The 16,489-nt window shown below is 50.6% G+C and carries 21 protein-coding genes and 1 tRNA gene; 7 read left to right on the top strand and 15 right to left on the bottom strand.

Going from position 1 to position 16,489, the window contains the following annotated elements:
• Position 1 precedes the first annotated feature (1 nt).
• Both QUF18_RS15365 and QUF18_RS15360 read right to left on the bottom strand, forming a co-directional pair.
• Positions 2-337, bottom strand: a complete 336-nt coding sequence (locus QUF18_RS15365) for a Na+/H+ antiporter subunit C (protein ID WP_289388129.1) — start codon at positions 335-337, stop codon at positions 2-4.
• Positions 337-3,282: a monovalent cation/H+ antiporter subunit A gene (locus tag QUF18_RS15360; RefSeq protein ID WP_289388127.1), complete on the bottom strand. Its 2,946-nt coding sequence runs from the start codon at positions 3,280-3,282 to the stop codon at positions 337-339. The genes QUF18_RS15365 and QUF18_RS15360 overlap by 1 nt, the downstream gene beginning before the upstream one ends.
• A gap of 376 nt (positions 3,283-3,658) precedes the next feature.
• On the opposite strand from QUF18_RS15360, the gene QUF18_RS15355 reads away from it, so the two are divergent.
• Positions 3,659-4,984, top strand: a complete 1,326-nt coding sequence (locus tag QUF18_RS15355; RefSeq protein ID WP_289388125.1) for an NAD(P)/FAD-dependent oxidoreductase — start codon at positions 3,659-3,661, stop codon at positions 4,982-4,984.
• A 9-nt stretch (positions 4,985-4,993) separates the two neighbouring features.
• On the opposite strand, the gene crcB is transcribed toward QUF18_RS15355, so the two are convergent.
• The 10 genes from crcB to QUF18_RS15305 all read right to left on the bottom strand — a co-directional run bounded on the left by crcB (position 4,994) and on the right by QUF18_RS15305 (position 11,658).
• Positions 4,994-5,380 (bottom strand): fluoride efflux transporter CrcB, encoded by a 387-nt coding sequence (crcB, locus tag QUF18_RS15350; protein WP_289388123.1) that lies wholly within the window; start codon positions 5,378-5,380, stop codon positions 4,994-4,996.
• Positions 5,381-5,401: 21 nt separating this feature from the next.
• Positions 5,402-5,614, bottom strand: a complete 213-nt coding sequence (gene yacG, locus QUF18_RS15345) for a DNA gyrase inhibitor YacG (protein ID WP_289388122.1) — start codon at positions 5,612-5,614, stop codon at positions 5,402-5,404.
• Positions 5,614-6,234, bottom strand: a complete 621-nt coding sequence (locus QUF18_RS15340) for a Maf-like protein (RefSeq protein ID WP_289388121.1) — start codon at positions 6,232-6,234, stop codon at positions 5,614-5,616. Before QUF18_RS15340 ends, yacG begins: the two co-directional genes overlap by 1 nt.
• A gap of 41 nt (positions 6,235-6,275) precedes the next feature.
• Positions 6,276-6,494, bottom strand: coding sequence for a translation initiation factor IF-1 (infA, locus tag QUF18_RS15335; RefSeq protein WP_002965531.1), 219 nt, complete (start codon positions 6,492-6,494; stop codon positions 6,276-6,278).
• Between the two features lie 259 nt (positions 6,495-6,753).
• A complete protein-coding gene (locus QUF18_RS15330) occupies positions 6,754-7,206 on the bottom strand; it encodes an arsenate-mycothiol transferase ArsC (RefSeq protein WP_289388183.1) in 453 nt (150 codons plus the stop codon).
• A 24-nt stretch (positions 7,207-7,230) separates the two neighbouring features.
• Positions 7,231-7,713 carry a UPF0262 family protein gene (locus QUF18_RS15325; RefSeq protein WP_289388119.1) on the bottom strand — a complete coding sequence of 161 codons (483 nt, stop codon included), beginning with the start codon at positions 7,711-7,713 and terminating at the stop codon, positions 7,231-7,233.
• A gap of 51 nt (positions 7,714-7,764) precedes the next feature.
• A complete protein-coding gene (gene hisD, locus QUF18_RS15320) occupies positions 7,765-9,057 on the bottom strand; it encodes a histidinol dehydrogenase (RefSeq protein ID WP_289388118.1) in 1,293 nt (430 codons plus the stop codon).
• 21 nt (positions 9,058-9,078) lie between these two features.
• Positions 9,079-9,540 carry a DUF2948 family protein gene (locus QUF18_RS15315; protein ID WP_289388117.1) on the bottom strand — a complete coding sequence of 154 codons (462 nt, stop codon included), beginning with the start codon at positions 9,538-9,540 and terminating at the stop codon, positions 9,079-9,081.
• A gap of 148 nt (positions 9,541-9,688) precedes the next feature.
• Positions 9,689-10,978, bottom strand: a complete 1,290-nt coding sequence (gene murA, locus QUF18_RS15310) for a UDP-N-acetylglucosamine 1-carboxyvinyltransferase (protein WP_289388116.1) — start codon at positions 10,976-10,978, stop codon at positions 9,689-9,691.
• 479 nt (positions 10,979-11,457) lie between these two features.
• On the bottom strand, positions 11,458-11,658 hold the full coding sequence (locus QUF18_RS15305; RefSeq protein ID WP_289388115.1) for a hypothetical protein: 201 nt from the start codon (positions 11,656-11,658) through the stop codon (positions 11,458-11,460).
• A gap of 149 nt (positions 11,659-11,807) precedes the next feature.
• Here QUF18_RS15305 and QUF18_RS15300 point away from each other — a divergent pair.
• The 6 genes from QUF18_RS15300 (at position 11,808) to QUF18_RS15275 (ending at position 14,994) form a co-directional block, all read left to right on the top strand.
• A tRNA-Thr gene (locus QUF18_RS15300) sits at positions 11,808-11,882 on the top strand.
• Between the two features lie 314 nt (positions 11,883-12,196).
• Positions 12,197-13,471 carry a Y-family DNA polymerase gene (locus tag QUF18_RS15295; RefSeq protein WP_289388113.1) on the top strand — a complete coding sequence of 425 codons (1,275 nt, stop codon included), beginning with the start codon at positions 12,197-12,199 and terminating at the stop codon, positions 13,469-13,471.
• On the top strand, positions 13,471-13,725 hold the full coding sequence (locus tag QUF18_RS15290) for a hypothetical protein (protein WP_289388112.1): 255 nt from the start codon (positions 13,471-13,473) through the stop codon (positions 13,723-13,725). The genes QUF18_RS15295 and QUF18_RS15290 overlap by 1 nt, the downstream gene beginning before the upstream one ends.
• A 279-nt stretch (positions 13,726-14,004) precedes the next feature.
• On the top strand, positions 14,005-14,181 hold the full coding sequence (locus tag QUF18_RS15285; RefSeq protein WP_289388111.1) for a hypothetical protein: 177 nt from the start codon (positions 14,005-14,007) through the stop codon (positions 14,179-14,181).
• Positions 14,182-14,450: 269 nt separating this feature from the next.
• Positions 14,451-14,660 carry a cold-shock protein gene (locus tag QUF18_RS15280; protein ID WP_289388110.1) on the top strand — a complete coding sequence of 70 codons (210 nt, stop codon included), beginning with the start codon at positions 14,451-14,453 and terminating at the stop codon, positions 14,658-14,660.
• Positions 14,661-14,781: 121 nt separating this feature from the next.
• Positions 14,782-14,994 carry a hypothetical protein gene (locus QUF18_RS15275; protein WP_289388109.1) on the top strand — a complete coding sequence of 71 codons (213 nt, stop codon included), beginning with the start codon at positions 14,782-14,784 and terminating at the stop codon, positions 14,992-14,994.
• Here QUF18_RS15275 and QUF18_RS15270 read toward each other — a convergent pair whose 3' ends face one another.
• The 3 genes from QUF18_RS15270 to QUF18_RS15260 all read right to left on the bottom strand — a co-directional run bounded on the left by QUF18_RS15270 (position 14,995) and on the right by QUF18_RS15260 (position 16,394).
• A complete protein-coding gene (locus tag QUF18_RS15270; RefSeq protein WP_289388108.1) occupies positions 14,995-15,288 on the bottom strand; it encodes a hypothetical protein in 294 nt (97 codons plus the stop codon).
• A gap of 96 nt (positions 15,289-15,384) precedes the next feature.
• Entirely contained in the window at positions 15,385-15,645 is a 261-nt protein-coding gene (locus tag QUF18_RS15265; RefSeq protein WP_289388107.1) for a hypothetical protein, read from the bottom strand.
• Positions 15,642-16,394 carry a glycoside hydrolase family 108 protein gene (locus tag QUF18_RS15260; RefSeq protein ID WP_289388106.1) on the bottom strand — a complete coding sequence of 251 codons (753 nt, stop codon included), beginning with the start codon at positions 16,392-16,394 and terminating at the stop codon, positions 15,642-15,644. Before QUF18_RS15260 ends, QUF18_RS15265 begins: the two co-directional genes overlap by 4 nt.
• Positions 16,395-16,489 lie beyond the last annotated feature (95 nt).

Genomic DNA, 16,489 nt, shown 5'->3' with positions numbered 1-16,489 from the left:
ATTACTGGCTCTCCCTGCCGTCAACATGGTCTGTACCGGTCAGACCGCGGGAAGCCAGCATCACCACCAGAAACAACGCCGTCATGGCAAAGCCGATCACAATCGCTGTCAGAACCAGCGCCTGCGGTAACGGATCGGTATAAAGCGCTGGATCGGGCTGATCACCGAGAATAGGCGCAGAATCCTGACGCAGGCTGGCCATGCTGAAGATGAACAGATTGACCGCATAGGAAATCAGCGACAGGCCGATAATCACCTGAAAAGTACGCGGACGCTGCAACAACCAAAGGCCGGATGCTGTGAGAATACCGATACCAAGTGCAAGAATAAGTTCCATTACCGTCCCTCTCCTTGCTTAATGAGTACAGCTTGTTCGGCCTGTTCCGATTGTGTTTTTTCCGAGCGGCGATGACGGATAGACTGGTGCGCCAAGGCAATCAGCATCAGAACGGTTGCACCCACCACCAACGTAAACACACCGATATCAAACAGCAGTGCTGATGCGACCGGCATTTTGCCGATCAGCGGCACATCTGCATAATCGAAATAGGTGGTGAGGAACGGATAACCGGCAAAAAACGATCCGGCGCCCGTTGCCGCAGCGGTGAGCAGGCCGAAGCCCATCCATTTAACGGGCAGAATACGCAAATGGCTTTCCACCCAACGCGTACCGAAAGCCAGATATTGCAGGATAAAGCCGATTGCCATGGTGATACCGGCAGCGAAACCACCACCCGGCAAATCATGACCGCGCAGCAGTAAATGCATAGCGAAAACGACAATCACACCGAACAGATATTGCATGATAACAGATGGCACAGCCAGATATTCGGACAGTGTTGCACCTGCATCGCGCTCCGGATCAGCCGCATCATAGGCGTTCTGGATTTTCTGCTGTTGCGGGGATTCAATCGTATCGGATGCCGGACGGAAACGACGCAACAGCGCATAAACTGTCAGGCCGACAATACCAAGCACCGTAATTTCGCCCAGCGTATCAAATCCGCGGAAATCCACCAGCAACACATTGACCACGTTTTTACCGCCCGCTTCCGAATAGGAGTTCGCGAGGAAGTAATCCGCCAATGTAGCAGGGCTGAAACGCGTCATCATTGCATAGGCAACAACAGCCATGCCGCCGCCACCAGCCAGCGCAATAATCAAATCGCGGTAACGACGGATGCGCGGCACAAATGGTATGCTCGCATTTTCATCTTCTTGCCAGCGTTTTGGCAGCCAGCGCAAGCCAAGCAGCAACAAAACGGTGGTCACGATTTCCACCAGCAACTGTGTCACGGCCAAATCAGGGGCCGACAGCCAGACGAAGGTAAAGCAGGTGACAAGCCCCGCGCCGCCAAGCAACATCAGCGATGCCAGACGATGATATTTCGCCTGATAGGCCGCGCCGACAGCACAAAGCGCGCCAATCAGCCAGACGGTTGCGAAGACCGGATCAACCGGCATTGGCGCCAATGGCCCCATATGCAGACCAGCCTGATAAACCGGCCATGCACCAGCAATAACAGCAATCAGGATCAGCACCCGCATTTGCGGCTGGAGGCGGCGTGTGCCGAACCGGCTTTCAATGCTACGCGCCCATTTCCATGACACGGTGACCAGCACCAGTTCAAAAATACGCTGACCATTGAGATGGCGCAGCAATGGCGGCCCCTCGTCACACTTGGCCAGATAGTTTTTCATCAGCATAAAGACCAACGTACCGCCGAGCAGCGCAATCACACTCATAAGCAGCGGCACATTAAAGCCGTGCCAGATCGCAAGACTATATTGTGGTGTTTCACTACCAAGCACAGAGAGAACTGCGGTATGCAGGAACGGTCCGACAATCAGTGTCGGTACAATACCAATCAACAGGCAGAGCAGAACCAACAACTCAATCGGGAAACGCACCCATTGCGGCGGCTCTTTTGGCGTATGCGGCAGGTCAACCGGCGCAGGACCAAAGAAAGTCGAATAGATAAAGCGGATCGAATAGGCCACGCTGAAAGCACTGGCGAGCGTCGCCACATAAGGGGTTGCTGTATCCAGCCATGAGGACAGATGTGTTTCCACCGCCTCAGCGAAGAACATTTCCTTGGAGATAAATCCGTTCAGCAGCGGCACACCGGCCATTGCCGCACTGGCAACCATCGCAAGTGTCGCTGTCACCGGCATGAAGCGGAACAACCCGCTCAGTTTTCGCAAATCTCGCGTGCCGGTTTCATGGTCGATAATACCCGCAGCCATAAACAGCGAGGCTTTGAAAATCGCATGATTGACCATATGGAAAATCGCGGCAACCGCAGAAAGCGGACTGCCAAGGCTCAGCAAAGCTGTAATCAGTCCCAGATGGCTGATTGTTGAATAGGCCAGCAGACCTTTAAGATCCTGCTGGAACAGCGCAAACCATGCACCGAGCAGCAAAGTGGTGAGACCCGCAAGACCGAGCAGCCAGAACCATTCTTCTGTTCCCGCCAGTGCCGGCCACATCCGTACCATCAAAAACACGCCGAGCTTTACCATCGTCGCAGAATGCAGATAGGCAGAAACCGGCGTTGGCGCGGCCATCGCATTCGGCAGCCAGAAATGGAACGGAAACTGCGCACTCTTGGTAAAAGTGCCAAGCAGGATCAGCACCAATGCAACCGTATAAAGCGGATGGTTTTTAATGATATCGCCGGAGGCAAGAATAACATCAAGTTCATAGCTGCCAACCATATGGCCAAGCAGCAAAACCCCGACCAGCAGACCAAAGCCGCCAAGACCGGTAACAGTCAGAGCCATACGCGCACCGTCACGGGCACTGACATTCTGATACCAGTAACCGATCAGCAGGAATGAGAAGATACTGGTCAGCTCCCAGAACACGACCATCAGGATCATATTGCCGGACAGTACCACACCGAGCATTGCGCCCATAAAGGCCAAAAAGAATGAGAAAAAGCGCGGCACCGGATCTTCCGACGACATATAGTAGCGTGCGTAGATCACAACCAGCAGGCCGATACCGGTGACCAGCATGGCAAACAACCAAGCTAAACCGTCCATCCGCAACGTGACATTGAGACCATAGGCAGGCAGCCATGCCAATTGTGTATGCAGGACTTTTCCGTTCGCAACATAAGGATAAAGAGCAATTGTCAGCAGCAGAGCCGCTAATGCGGTAAGACCTGCAAACCAGACAGCAACTTGCCGGTCATTCGATCTGAGCAGACCTGTAAGGGCGCAGCCAATAAATGGCAGTGTGATGAGCAAAAAAAGGACTTTTCCGTCCGTCACCATCCGCGCCGGCCTCCTCAAATCAATTACGAGCAGTTTTGATTTTTAAAACTGCTGCCTCAAAACGAAATTATCTCGTTAAATCCGGTTGTTATTATGTGGTTTTGACCCGCGTAATAGCAAGTGCTTGATTGCAACTTATGTCCGCTATTTCCCCAACTCAGGCACAAAATTTCCGTTTTTTACAGCTTTTGCACAATATGTGGAAAAACTCGCAGGCAAATTATCTATTAAATTGGTTGAGAGGCTATAATCAGAGCAAAATATGACAGGAATTTTACAAAACAGCGGCTCTGCTGTGTGTTTTTCTGCAATTGTCGAATCATGCAGAATAGCCGAAGCTGCAGCACAAAATTGAAAAAGCTTACAGGAACATCCCATGGGTCCGCAGACAGACAGCGTCCAGTCATCCCCGTCACTCCCGAAGAAGACACAGATCGTCATTATTGGCGGCGGTATTATCGGCGTGTCTGCGGCGTTGTTTCTGGCACAGCGCGGCATTCCTGTAACCCTGCTTGAAAAAGGTGTGATTGCAGGCGAGCAATCCAGCCGCAATTGGGGCTGGTGCCGCCATACAGGGCGCGACTCCCGCGAAATGCCGATGATTGTTGAGAGCATGAAACTGTGGCAGCAGATGAATGCACTGACCGGACGGGAAACCGGTTTCCGCACAACCGGCATCGCTTTTGCAGCAGAAAAAGAAGAAGATCTTGAAAAATGGCGTGAATGGGTGCAGATCGCCAAAGAACACGGCATCGACGGTCAGGTTGTTGGCAAACAGCAGGCCGAGGCATTGGTGCCCGGCTTACAGCGCCAGCTCTATGGCGCACTTTATACCGCCGCTGACGGCCGCGCCGAACCGCAAAAAGCAGCGCCTGCCATGGCAGAGAAAGCGCGCGAACTCGGCGCTATTATTATGCAAAATTGTGCCGTCCGCCGTATTGAAACCACCAATGGCCGCGTCAGCAGTGTTATCACCGAACAGGGCGCTATTGAGTGTGAAGCAATCGTGGTCGCAGGCGGCAGCTGGTCCCGCCTGATCTGCTCTGATCTCGGTATAACGCTGCCGCAGCTAAAAATGCGCTCATCGGTTTTGCGGACAACACCGGTCGAGGCCGGTGTTGATGCTGCCATTGCTTTCTCTGATTTTGCACTGCGCAAGCGGATGGACGGCGGCTATACAGTTGCCAACCTGTCGGGCAGTATCGCTGATATTGTGCCGGACAGTTTCCGCTTTTTGCCAAAATTCATTCCGGCTCTGCGTACTGAATGGAAAAGCGTACGGTTGCGGTTTGGCCAGCGTTTCATAGAGGAAGCTTTTGAGTGGAAGCTACGCCCCGCAGACCAGACATCAATTTTTGAGAAAATCCGTATCCTTGATCCTGAACCTCATAAGGCTGCCAATCTGGCCGTCTTCAAAGCGCTGCAACAGGCATTGCCCGCTTTCAAAAATGCGCAGATCGCCCAGCAATGGGCTGGCCTGATTGATACGACACCGGATATTGTACCGGTGATTTCACCACTGGATCATATACCAAATTGTATTGCCGCCACCGGCTTCTCCGGCCATGGCTTTGGTATCGGCCCCGGAGCAGGCAAGCTGATTGCTGATATGGTGACCAATGAGCGTCCTGTGGTTGACCCTGCACCATTCCACATCAATCGCTTCAGCGACGGCTCCAAAATCCATATCGAAATGTGGTGATACGCGCTTTTAAATCAGGCGCATCAGATAAAGCCCTGCCAGCAAGGCTGTTGCACCTAAGATCACAGAAGACAGAATATAGACCAGCGCGGTGCCGATATTGCCGTTTTCCATCAGTAGCACTGTTTCCAGTGAGAAGGCCGAGAAGGTTGTGAAACCGCCCATAATACCGGTGGTCAGAAACAGCTTCCAGCTATCGGACAGAGCTACACCCTGCCCGCTGCGCATGGTGAAAAAGCCGATAATCAGCCCCATCAATAGTGAGCCGACAATGTTGACGATGAAAGTACTGATCGGGAATACAGTGAGCGCCGCAAAACGGGCAAACAACAACCCCGTGCCGTAACGGGCTGCACCACCAATTCCCGCACCGAGGAAGACAATCAGAAATTTCATTTGTCTTCCTCTATTAATTCGTTAGCTGTTTTCCTGATCGCTGTCGTCGATAGGTTTGCCCGGAATGACATAGGCATCAGACAACCAACGATTGAGATCAACACTGCGGCAGCGCGGCGAGCAAAACGGATAAGAGTCGCGTGTTGAGGGTTTGCCGCATTCTGGGCAAGGCCGTGTCGGGCGCAACGGCGTTACATTTTCATAGGAACCGGCAGGTTTGTCGTCTTCACTCATCACACTTTGCCTTCATGCCACTGCTCATAGACCGGAAACTTTTCACCTTCCAGCAGAGCCTGTGTTTCATGCAGCGGTAAACCGACAATATTACTATAGGAACCGACCAGCTTAACGATAAAGCTGCCCGCCAGCCCCTGAATAGCATAGCCGCCCGCTTTACCGCGCCATTCACCGGAGCTGATATAAGCATCCATCTGGCGACGGCTCAACCGGTCAAAACGCACACGGCTTTCAACCAGCGTCTGCCTCACACTGCCCTTCGGCGTGATCAGACAAACACCGGTAAATACTTTATGGGCACGGCCGGAAAGCAGACGCAGACAATCAAGCGCCACATCTTCACTCTCCGCTTTGGGCAGAATCTGCCGTCCGACGCCAACAACAGTATCAGCTGCAAGAATGAAAGCGGATTTATACTCCGCATCATTCTGCAGCTTTTCTTTTGCTTTTTCCGCTTTTTGAAAAGACAAACGCTTTGCGAGCGAACGGGGATGTTCCAGACGCTGCGGTGTCTCATTGATATCAGCCGGTTGCAAAAAAGCGGGTTCAATACCGATTTGCGCCAGAAGCTCAATACGCCGCGGCGATGCCGAGGCCAGAACCAGAGGATGGGACATTGGTGTCTTCATGGTCAGAATAGAGTCCGGCAGCAGAAATTTTATTTAAAGCGGTAGGTAATACGACCTTTGGTCAGGTCATAAGGGGTCATTTCCACCAGTACCTTATCACCCGCCAGAACGCGAATACGGTTTTTGCGCATACGACCAGCGGTATGAGCGATAATTTCATGTTCGTTTTCGAGCTTTACGCGAAACATAGCATTCGGCAAAAGTTCCGTTACAACGCCCGGGAACTCAAGGACTTCTTCTTTAGCCATATGGTACCTGTCTTTTAGTTTAATAAATCTGCATCATGCAGAAGGTCTGATTTTGCGCGGAACCTATATGATTAGAGTCCGTTTGTGAACAACTGAAATGTTGAACTGATAAAACTAGCTCTTTGACACCCTAAAACAGGCTCAAAACCACGCTAATGATACATAAAAAGCATGAAATGCCGGATTTAAGGTGCATAAACAGCCCTGAATGCCCATAGCATATGCAGGACTCACTATCAAATTTAGCACGTCTTAGCACTTATTGCAGAAAGCGCTCTGTAATTTTTTGTTTCAGACGATCCCGCACATCGCGATAAGCGGCCAACCGTTGCTCGCGCGAACCGGTCACCAATGTCGGGTCCGGCATCGGCCAATATTCCACATTGGCTGCGAAACTGCGCATCCGCTCCAGAACCACATGATGTGCCTGTGGTGTCAGTGTGATAATCAGATCGAAATAACCGTCATTCAGTTCTTCAAGTCCGACAGGCTGTCTTTCATTCAGCGACAACCCCTCTTCTTCCAAAACGGCATCAACAAACATATCACGCTCACCGCGTGTAACACCGGCTGAAGCCACATAGGTTTTGCCGTTCACTAACGAGCGGGTGAGAATTTCCGCCATTGGTGAACGGATTGCATTCATCCCGCATACAAACAGAATGGAATCCGGTTTCTTCACCACAGCAGTTTCAGTAAAACTATCCGGCATCTGATCAGGGCTTACGCTCATCAATCACCCGCGCCAATGCAGCACACAGACCAGCGTAAACAAACGCCGCGCTGTATCAAAATCAATCTCGATCTTACCGTCAAGCCGGTTCATCAATGTCTGCGAGCCCTCATTATGCAAACCGCGCCGCCCCATATCAATTGCCTCAATCCGGCTTGGCGTGGCCGAGCGGATCGCCGCATAATAGCTTTCGCAGATCAGAAAATAGTCTTTCACTGTTTTACGCAACGGCGACAGTGAGAGAATATGCGTGGCAACCAGTTCACCAGCCTCTCGCGTGATGGTGAAAATCAGACGTTTCTCCACCAGAGACAGTCGCAAGCGGTAAGGCCCGCCATCCGTGTCTCCGACAGGAGAAAAACTGTTCTCCTCAATCAGATCGAAAATAGCGACAGCGCGCTCATGCTCAATATCCGGCGTAGACTGGCCGATTGTCTCGTCCAGTTCCACATCTATCAGCCGGGCATTGTCATTTTTACCGGTCATCTGTCCTATACAGGCGGCGCTGATGCACCGCTCCGTTTTCCCTCATTCTGTTTACATATTCAGACGTCGTGAAATCGACAATCCATGTGCCTGTAAGCCTTCAGTCTCGGCCAGTGTAATTGCCGAAGGGCCAAGAATACGCAACTGTTCCGCGCCCAGCTTCAGCAAAGATGTCCGCTTAACAAAATCCATCACCGAAAGACCGGAAGAGAACCGTGCAGAACGCGCAGTTGGCAACACATGGTTTGGCCCGCCGACATAGTCGCCAATAGCTTCCGGTGTGTATTTACCGATAAAAATTGCACCGGCATTGCGGATTTTCGGCAGCAGACCGTCCGTATCGGCAATTGCCACTTCCAAATGCTCGGCAGCGATACGGTTGATCAACGGCACCGCACTGTCAAAATCTTCAACCAGAATAACCGCACCAAAATCCTGCCAACTGGCACGGGCAATTTCTGCGCGCGGCAAGGTTTGCAACTGGCGCTTTACGGCTTCTTCCACCGCTTTGGCGAAATCCGCACTATCGGTCAGCAGGATCGACTGGGCAAAAGCATCATGTTCAGCTTGCGCCAACAAATCCGCTGCAATCCAGTCCGGATGATTGTCGCTATCCGCAACCACCAGCACTTCGGAAGGCCCCGCAATCATATCAATGCCGACAGTACCGAAAACCAAACGCTTCGCAGCCGCCACATAGGCATTGCCCGGACCAACAATTTTAGCAACCGGCTTGATCGTTTCCGTGCCATAGGCCAGAGCTGCAACAGCCTGCGCACCACCCACACGATAAATTTCGGAAACACCGGCAATATGCGCGGCCACCAGTACCAGCGGATTCAGAGCACCATCCGGAGACGGCACAACCATCACAATACGCTCAACGCCCGCGACTTTGGCCGGAACCGCATTCATCAGCACCGAACTCGGATAGCTGGCCGTACCACCCGGCACATAAAGGCCAACGGATTCCACTGCCGTCCAGCGCGAGCCAAGCTCAACACCGATTGCATCAGTATAATAATCATCCTTCGGCATTTGGCGCTTGTGATAAGATTCAATCCGGTCGCGCGCCACAATCAGCGCATCAATCACCGACTGATCAGCATTTTTAACCGCCTCTTCCACTTCCGCTGCGGTTACCGCAATTCCGGTGACGCTAAGATCAATCCGGTCGAAACGCTTGGAATAGTCGATCAGAGCCTGATCGCCATGCTCACGCACCTGCTGCACAATCTCACGCACGGTACGATCCACATCTTCGGAAACTTCCCGTTTTCCCGCCAGAAAGGCCACAAAACTGGCTTCAAAATCTGCGGCACTTTGTATGAGCGTCTGAACCACGCTATTCCCTCATTTCATAACTTATTTGGCTTCAGTCTGATCAGCTGCAATATGATCCGGTTTATTGCCGGTTTCCCATGCAGCGCCCAGATCAGCCAGACGCATTTCAATCACTTCAACGCTAAGACGGATTGTTTTATCCGCTGCAAAAACCAGTTCAATCACGCCGGACGGCGCATCTGCCGGTTCAAAATTAATCGCCAGCAAAGCCAGCACATCCTCCGGCGCTGTCCTGTCAATATTCATGGCGCGAACATTGGTAACACGGTCGAAATGCAGCACACTACGGCGGCGTTCATAGCTCTCTTTGCCGCGCGAGCGCGCCGGTTTCTGATCGTGAATAAAACGATTGCAGGCAAGAATAAAACGCTGCTCGCCCGGGCGATAATCAAGATCGCCGACTTTCAGAACGGCATCCTGCACATGGGCAGAAATGATCTGTAAGTCTTCTTCATCCATTGCCACAAGTTTGAGCATCCGCAATCACTCTCCTGAACTCGCAAAGCGCTCATATCAACACGCTTCAGCGCACCGATATAAGCACTTAACAGTAAAAATCACTACTGTTTAATAACAAAACCCCGACTTGTAAAACAAATCGGGGTTTGTAACAAAAATCACATCTGCAAAATCAACCGCTGATGCGGGAGATTTCAGCACCGCAATTCGACAGTTTTTCTTCAAGACGTTCAAAACCGCGATCCAGATGATAAACGCGGTTCACCGTGGTTTCACCCTCTGCTACCAGACCCGCAATTACCAGTGTCGCCGATGCACGCAGATCCGTTGCCATAACCGGCGCACCCTTCAGGCGGTCAACACCTTCAACAGTTGCAGTCTGACCGGAGAGCGAAATTTTTGCGCCCAGACGTGCCAGTTCCTGCACATGCATGAAACGGTTTTCAAAAATTGTTTCCGTAATATGCGATGTGCCCTTGGCTTTGGTCATCAGCCCCATGAACTGCGCCTGCAAATCAGTCGGAAAGCCCGGAAACGGATCTGTTGTGATATCAACCGGTTCAATACCGTGGCCATTGCGGACAACGCGGATACCGTTTTCCACATCAGTGATTTCAGCACCAGTCTGGCGCAGCACATCCAGAGCAGATGTCAGCAAATCCGAACGGGTGTTTTGCAACACCACATCACCGCCGGTCATGGCAACGGCCATCGCATAAGTACCGGTTTCAATACGATCCGGAATAACGCGAACCCGAGCGCCTTTCAGGCTAGTTACACCCTGAATTCGGATTGTCGGCGTGCCTGCGCCTTCAATTTTTGCACCCATAGCGTTGAGGCAATCGGCCAGATTAACCACTTCCGGCTCACAGGCCGCATTGTGAATAATAGTATCACCTTTGGCGAGGCTGGCTGCCATCAAAGCCACATGGGTCGCACCAACAGATACTTTCGGGAAAGTAAATTCCGCGCCGGTCAGACCTGCACTGGTTGTCGCGCGGGCATAACCATTTTCGATCTCAATTTTCGCACCTAATGCCGTCAGACTATCAAGCATCAGATCCACCGGTCGTGTGCCGATCGAGCAACCACCCGGTAATGACACAATCGCCTCACCGGCACGCGCCAAAAGCGGCGCAATTACCCAGAAACTGGCACGCATTTTCGCAACCAGTTCATAAGGCGCAGTCGTATCTACGATATTCTTGGTGGTGAAATGAACCGTGCGCTCATAAGAACCGTTTTGATGCTCGCGGCGACCATTCACCGAATAATCCGCGCCGTGATTGCCGAGAATACGGGTCAGCAGTTCCACATCGGCCAGATGCGGCATGTTTTCGAGCGTCAGCGCTTCATTTGTCAGAAGCGATGCAATCATCAGCGGCAGAGCTGCATTTTTCGCGCCGGAAATCGGAATAATGCCGTTCAGTTTATTGCCGCCGGTGATTTTAATACGATCCATAATTCTTCACTTTCACGGCAATATCTTCACACCCGAGCGCATATGCTTCATGGTTTCAGACAGCCTGTTTTCAGACAGTTACAGCACAAGCTGTTTCTGACTATTCCGGTTTTTGTTACAGATAGCTTTGCCCGTGCAAAGTCTGTGCTAATATTCCTGTTGCCATAAAGCAGTTTGCGACAAAGACAACTGTCTCTTTCAATCAGAATTGTGTCTTTGTTATAAAAAACGTCATTTTCATTGCAGCCTGTATAAATCCGTTGCGTTTAAGCTGCGCGCACGAACTTATTTCACAGAAATGCTATCCTAGAAGCCACTCATAAACTTAAAAAGTTTAGAAATGATCCTTTCTGCAGCAAACGGATAACCCGACTGCAAAAGTGTTTCGCCTTAAAGCCTGTACAAAGCGTGCATTTTCAATTTTTTGAGTGGCCACATCTTTACCAGTGTTCAAAAACACAAGTTAACCGCGCCAAATTCTATTCTGTTTCAGGCGTCTCATCTTTCGGGCGGACATGGGCTGCTTGCAGCCCTTCCCCGCGTTCGTCTTCTGCTCCGGAGCGCCTTGAACGTATCTGCGCTTTACGTCGCTTGAGATTCGCACGCAATTGTTCAGAACGGCGCTTAGCACGCTGATCTATTTCGTCTTTTTGGGATAGTGTATCAGGCTTATCGGTCATAATATTACTCTTTTACACCAGCGAACCTGTTTGGAAAAGCATACATATGCACAGGTTTTAGCAGTTTTTACTCTTTTAACAAAAGAATTGCATTTGATGGCTTGCGGTTTCGGAAATCTTATGTCAGAAACCGCCGCAACGAACAGCATGCTGCGGTAGCTCAGTGGTAGAGCACTCCATTGGTAATGGAGAGGTCGGGAGTTCAATCCTCCCTCGCAGCACCAGTTTTCCCAAAGAATTCAAATAGATGCAAAGCGCCTCATTCGGGCGTTTTTTTCATTTCTGCACAAACGCACGGAACATAGCGCGAATAAACCCGTGCATCCGTGCAAAATCCGTGCAGTCGGAATCGCAACGAGCGCTTTAAAGAATCAAAAGCTCAAGCGAAATTCATCCACACCAATTCACAGCATCTATTAGCTCTCTCGAATCTGTCTTGACTCTTTTTCGATAAGAGAACATTTGTAGAACAGAATTGTAATTTAAAAATTGTGACCACTATTTTGCGCACTCGTTTGCGCCACGGATTTGCTGTGCCATGCGTAAGCCAGAAACGATTGAACGCTTATACCTCGACTTTGACGGCTTTTTTGCTAGCGTAGCCCAGCAATGCGATAAACGCTTGCGCGGCAGACCAGTTGGCATCGTGCCTTTTGAAGGTACAGACCGGACGGCGGTCATTGCCTGCTCAAAGGAAGCTAAAGCCTATGGCGTGAAAAACGTCATGAAGATTAAGGACGCAAAAGCACTGTGTCCCGATATAATATTAGTACCGCAAAATCCTGACCTATACCGACGTGCGCATAACGCCCTGCTCTGCGAAATTGAATCCGTCATTGCAATCGATACAGCCAAAAGCATTGATGAACTGACCTGCATTCTGGACGAGCGCAATCGGCGCGATCCGGAAGCGCTCGCCCATAAAATCAAGGAAACAATAAAACTGAATGTCGGCGAGTTCATCACCAGCTCTATTGGCTTTGCAGCGAACCGGCAGTTAGCGAAGATGGCCTGCAAAGCTGGCAAGGATGCCAGTAAAAGAGCCGGCCAATATGGCAACGGCTTAGCGATCTGGCACCCGCACATGATGCCAAACCCATTATTTAAGGTGAAACTGGCCGATGTGCCAGGCGTTGGCGATAATATGCGAATGCGCCTTGCCCATAGCCAAGTCATCACCACCGAGCAGCTTTATAAGCTGCAGCCCAAGCACATGCGGAAAATCTGGCGCAGTGTGAATGGTGAGCGCCTTTGGTACGCCCTCCATGGTTACGATATCCAAGCCATACCGCAAAAGCGCGGCATGTTTGGTCATGGCCGAGTATTGCCGCCTGAGAGCCGCAGCATCAACGGAGCTTATGAGATTGCCCGCCTTCTGCTTGTAAAGGCTGGCAGGCGCTTACGGCGCGAGGAATATTATGCTGAGGCCTTATGGCTTTGGTTGTCAGTCCGCGATGGCTCATGGTTCCGCATTGTGAAAATGCCAACAGTTAACGATGAGCAAGCCATTATGACAGCCCATAGATTGCTATGGGATTATGTGCGCCGTGAACTGCCGCGCAACGCAACCATATTTCGTGTCGGGATAACCCTTGCTGATTTGAGCCAAGCCAATGCCCGTCAGCTGGATATTTTCAATAACGACGATGTAATCAGACAGAAGTGGGAAAGAGCCAACGGCGCAATGGATGCACTGAATGCCAAATACTCCAGCACGATTGTGCATATGGGAGAATGGAAGCCACCTGCAGGCGGTCATGTTGGCGGTAAGATCAGTTATGTTCGGATCCCATCGGCAGAGGACTTCTACTGATGGGCAGCTGGAAAACAAAATATAAGGTCGGCGATCTGGCCGACGAGCAACGAATAGAAATGATCTGCAAAAAATGCAGCAGGCTTGTCTATATCACTAAGGCAACGATCTGCACGGCTAGAGGCCGTGAACAGCTTTATCTGGACGAAATCGAAAACCGTGCCCGATGCAAAGCGCAAGGCTGCCGAGGCCGCATGCGCATGGCTATGGATAGACAAGACGAAATGTCAGGCTTTGTCGGGGGCTTGGCATAATGCCAACTTTATGCAGCCTCAGTCCTTTGGACTTACTCCGCATAACGTGCGGCGGCTGTGGGCGTACACGTGAAATCCCTTCACGTTTCATGGCAATTATGTGCGGTGAAGCGGTGGAGATAAATACACTGCCACGCAGACTACGATGTCATGTGTGCAGTTTTCGTGGAAACACAGAAGTTGAAATTCTTGCCGGTCAGGTCGATTTAGGCGGAGAATATTTTGTTTATCATGATGATAGCATTAGTAAGAGACCGTTTTGAATAAGGACAAGACGAAATGAGCGACGACACACCACCATGGGAAACCAAACCAGCTAAACAGTCAGCACTCTATATCCATTGGTGCATGCATGAAGGCTGCAAAGAATGGGGAGCTTATGGCTTTGCTGGTCGGTATGGCGTTGAATGGTTCTGCTATGACCATAAATCAGACGGCAAAAAAACACCTAAGTGAACGCACCTAATTTGCCCTATCGAGTACTTTTGTGATGTCAAATTTCCTGCACAATCAACAACCAAAAATAGAAAATATTTTACATCGTAACTACTGGTTGACATTCCAAATAGTTCACTCTATGTTGTGATTATCGATATTTGCTTGTTTAGCTTTGCTTTTTGCGCAGCCTTTGCGCCCTTGACGAACCTTTCATCTCAAAAAATCGCTATCACTCTCACCGCGTATTTCCGCGTGAGTTTTCTATTCTTGCTATGAAAGGGTTCATTATGACCACTGGCACAGTTAAATGGTTTAATTCCACTAAAGGCTTCGGCTTCATTCAGCCTGACAATGGTGAGGGCGATGTTTTCGTTCACATCTCAGCTGTCGAACGCGCAGGTATGCGTGAAATCGTTGAAGGCCAGAAGCTCGGCTACGATCTTGAGCGTGACAATAAGTCAGGCAAAATGTCAGCTTGCAATCTGCAAGCAGCATAATTCGGTATAGTTCCCTCCTTTGACCACGGATGTACTGGCACCGGAGCGAATATAATACCAATAGAGGTCAGGCATTTTGTCTGGCCTTTTTTTATTTCTCAGATAATGATTGGCTTACTAAATGAAATCAATGCACAGCTTGCTGCGTCAAAATGCGGAAATTGCTTTTCAAAAAACTCAAATGCAATCAAATTCTCATGAACGTCTTACAAATGAAATCGATGAGAATGTCCGAAATCGTGATGAAAAAACTGCTCGATTAAAAGCGCAGAGATTAGCTCAAGTTCAGATCACTGCGCCTGCAAAGTCGAGAAAAACAAAACCAAAAAGCTGATTATGGCATATTGAAACCACCTTTGATCATAAAGCTGATTACTCCTAAAATTAGCGCACTTATGATCAGCCATACGACTTTTGCTAACGTATCACTCACGCCGGATATTTTCTTTTCAAGATCATTGAACCGGTTATCCATGTGCTTCCACTGCTCATCTTTGCGGGCATCGGCCAGTTCAGCTTGTCGCTGCCATTGCTCAAGACTGGTAACGCGCAAGGCCATAGCCGTCATTTGATGCTCGTTACCAACCACACGTGAGCGCAGGTCAAAATCATTCTCGGTTGGAGACATCACCAGCACCCCGCTTTTTTCCCGTATGCATTGTGACCAGCAACGCCCTTGCCTGTAGTCTGATCATTACCAGCCAGGTAGACCGCAGTTTCCGGTTTAACGCTGATCTTCTGCCAACCCGCGCAATTGCTCGCACTGGTCGCGCACCCCGCCAAGCTCACGGCACAGAGCAACGCTATCCATATTGTTGATTGTCTCATTAATCCCTGCCCTGTTCTGGATTGCCTGCGTCACGTCTTGAGCGGCCTTCAATGCCGCCTGCTGCTTGCCGTCATGAGTACCAAGCGCATAAAAAAAGAGGCCTGAAACTGCCCCTCCGATTACCGCACCAATGATGTGTTGAAGTGTCAGCCTCATGCCGCCTGATCCTGCATGCGCTTAATCAGGAAATACGCACCGGTGGCAAATGCCCCGACCATGATGATAGCAAGCGCCCACTGGATCGGCCCCGTACCGGAAGCCATGCCACCAAGACCTGAAAGTAACCCGCCGGCTGATGCCCATGCCTCTGGTTTTTTCAGTGTTTCTGTGATTGACTGATCTCTGGGGTTGGCTTTGGCAGGAGCCACAGGGGTGTCAGCAACTACAATAACACCTTGGAGAAGTTTACGTGCCTGTGTCTCCACATTCATCACCCGCTTTTGCCAGCCCCGCCCAAAGGTCGCCCATGTTTTGAGCGACTTCATGAAGCGCAAACGCTCCGCCGCATAAGCAGCAATAAGATCGCCTTTATAAGACTTCACTGCAGCAACAGTTTGGCCCCCCACAATGCCGTCAACGGTTACACCAACAACACGCTGTAGTGACTTAACCCCCTGTGCGGGACCGCTGTTCACACCATAATCGAATGCCATGAAGTCAATGCCAACTGGAAGCAGATCGCCCCCCGACTGCACCCAATAAGAGCGCCGGTAAATCTCGGTGGCTTCCTCTTTGGATAAGGCTTTGACCTGTGCCGGTGAAACGCTGGAAACGCCGCGATGTGCTGCCAATGTCCTGTGTGTGATGCCGTATTTGGTCGCACCGCCCGGGTCTTTCGGGTTGTTTACATATCCGCCTTCATGACCAAACATTAGGTCAAGCGCAGTTGTTAAGGTCTCACGCATAGCGTTCCTTTCAAAACTTATCTTGAAATGAGGATTACGCTCACTAAATCAAAGCTGTCACTCCAACACAAATCGTTCGGATTAAGGAGGCCTCT

The sequence above is a fragment of the Pseudochrobactrum kiredjianiae genome, assembly GCF_030362795.1.
Classification (GTDB): domain Bacteria; phylum Pseudomonadota; class Alphaproteobacteria; order Rhizobiales; family Rhizobiaceae; genus Pseudochrobactrum; species Pseudochrobactrum kiredjianiae.
Note: the sequence above shows the minus strand (reverse complement) of the source record. Positions and strands in the feature narration are given on the sequence as shown.

Coding starts and splice junctions, on each gene's coding strand:
- QUF18_RS15290 (WP_289388112.1), top strand. CDS start 13,471: ATGGGCAGCTGGAAAACAAAATATAAGGTCGGCGATCTGGCCGACGAG.
- QUF18_RS15365 (WP_289388129.1), bottom strand. CDS start 337: ATGGAACTTATTCTTGCACTTGGTATCGGTATTCTCACAGCATCCGGC.
- murA (WP_289388116.1), bottom strand. CDS start 10,978: ATGGATCGTATTAAAATCACCGGCGGCAATAAACTGAACGGCATTATT.
- yacG (WP_289388122.1), bottom strand. CDS start 5,614: ATGAGTGAAGACGACAAACCTGCCGGTTCCTATGAAAATGTAACGCCG.
- QUF18_RS15270 (WP_289388108.1), bottom strand. CDS start 15,288: ATGTCTCCAACCGAGAATGATTTTGACCTGCGCTCACGTGTGGTTGGT.
- QUF18_RS15325 (WP_289388119.1), bottom strand. CDS start 7,713: ATGACCGGTAAAAATGACAATGCCCGGCTGATAGATGTGGAACTGGAC.
- QUF18_RS15280 (WP_289388110.1), top strand. CDS start 14,451: ATGACCACTGGCACAGTTAAATGGTTTAATTCCACTAAAGGCTTCGGC.
- QUF18_RS15355 (WP_289388125.1), top strand. CDS start 3,659: ATGGGTCCGCAGACAGACAGCGTCCAGTCATCCCCGTCACTCCCGAAG.
- QUF18_RS15305 (WP_289388115.1), bottom strand. CDS start 11,658: ATGACCGATAAGCCTGATACACTATCCCAAAAAGACGAAATAGATCAG.
- crcB (WP_289388123.1), bottom strand. CDS start 5,380: ATGAAATTTCTGATTGTCTTCCTCGGTGCGGGAATTGGTGGTGCAGCC.
- infA (WP_002965531.1), bottom strand. CDS start 6,494: ATGGCTAAAGAAGAAGTCCTTGAGTTCCCGGGCGTTGTAACGGAACTT.
- QUF18_RS15360 (WP_289388127.1), bottom strand. CDS start 3,282: ATGGTGACGGACGGAAAAGTCCTTTTTTTGCTCATCACACTGCCATTT.
- QUF18_RS15295 (WP_289388113.1), top strand. CDS start 12,197: ATGCGTAAGCCAGAAACGATTGAACGCTTATACCTCGACTTTGACGGC.
- QUF18_RS15260 (WP_289388106.1), bottom strand. CDS start 16,394: ATGCGTGAGACCTTAACAACTGCGCTTGACCTAATGTTTGGTCATGAA.
- QUF18_RS15340 (WP_289388121.1), bottom strand. CDS start 6,234: ATGTCCCATCCTCTGGTTCTGGCCTCGGCATCGCCGCGGCGTATTGAG.
- QUF18_RS15330 (WP_289388183.1), bottom strand. CDS start 7,206: ATGCCGGATAGTTTTACTGAAACTGCTGTGGTGAAGAAACCGGATTCC.
- QUF18_RS15265 (WP_289388107.1), bottom strand. CDS start 15,645: ATGAGGCTGACACTTCAACACATCATTGGTGCGGTAATCGGAGGGGCA.
- QUF18_RS15285 (WP_289388111.1), top strand. CDS start 14,005: ATGAGCGACGACACACCACCATGGGAAACCAAACCAGCTAAACAGTCA.
- QUF18_RS15275 (WP_289388109.1), top strand. CDS start 14,782: ATGAAATCAATGCACAGCTTGCTGCGTCAAAATGCGGAAATTGCTTTT.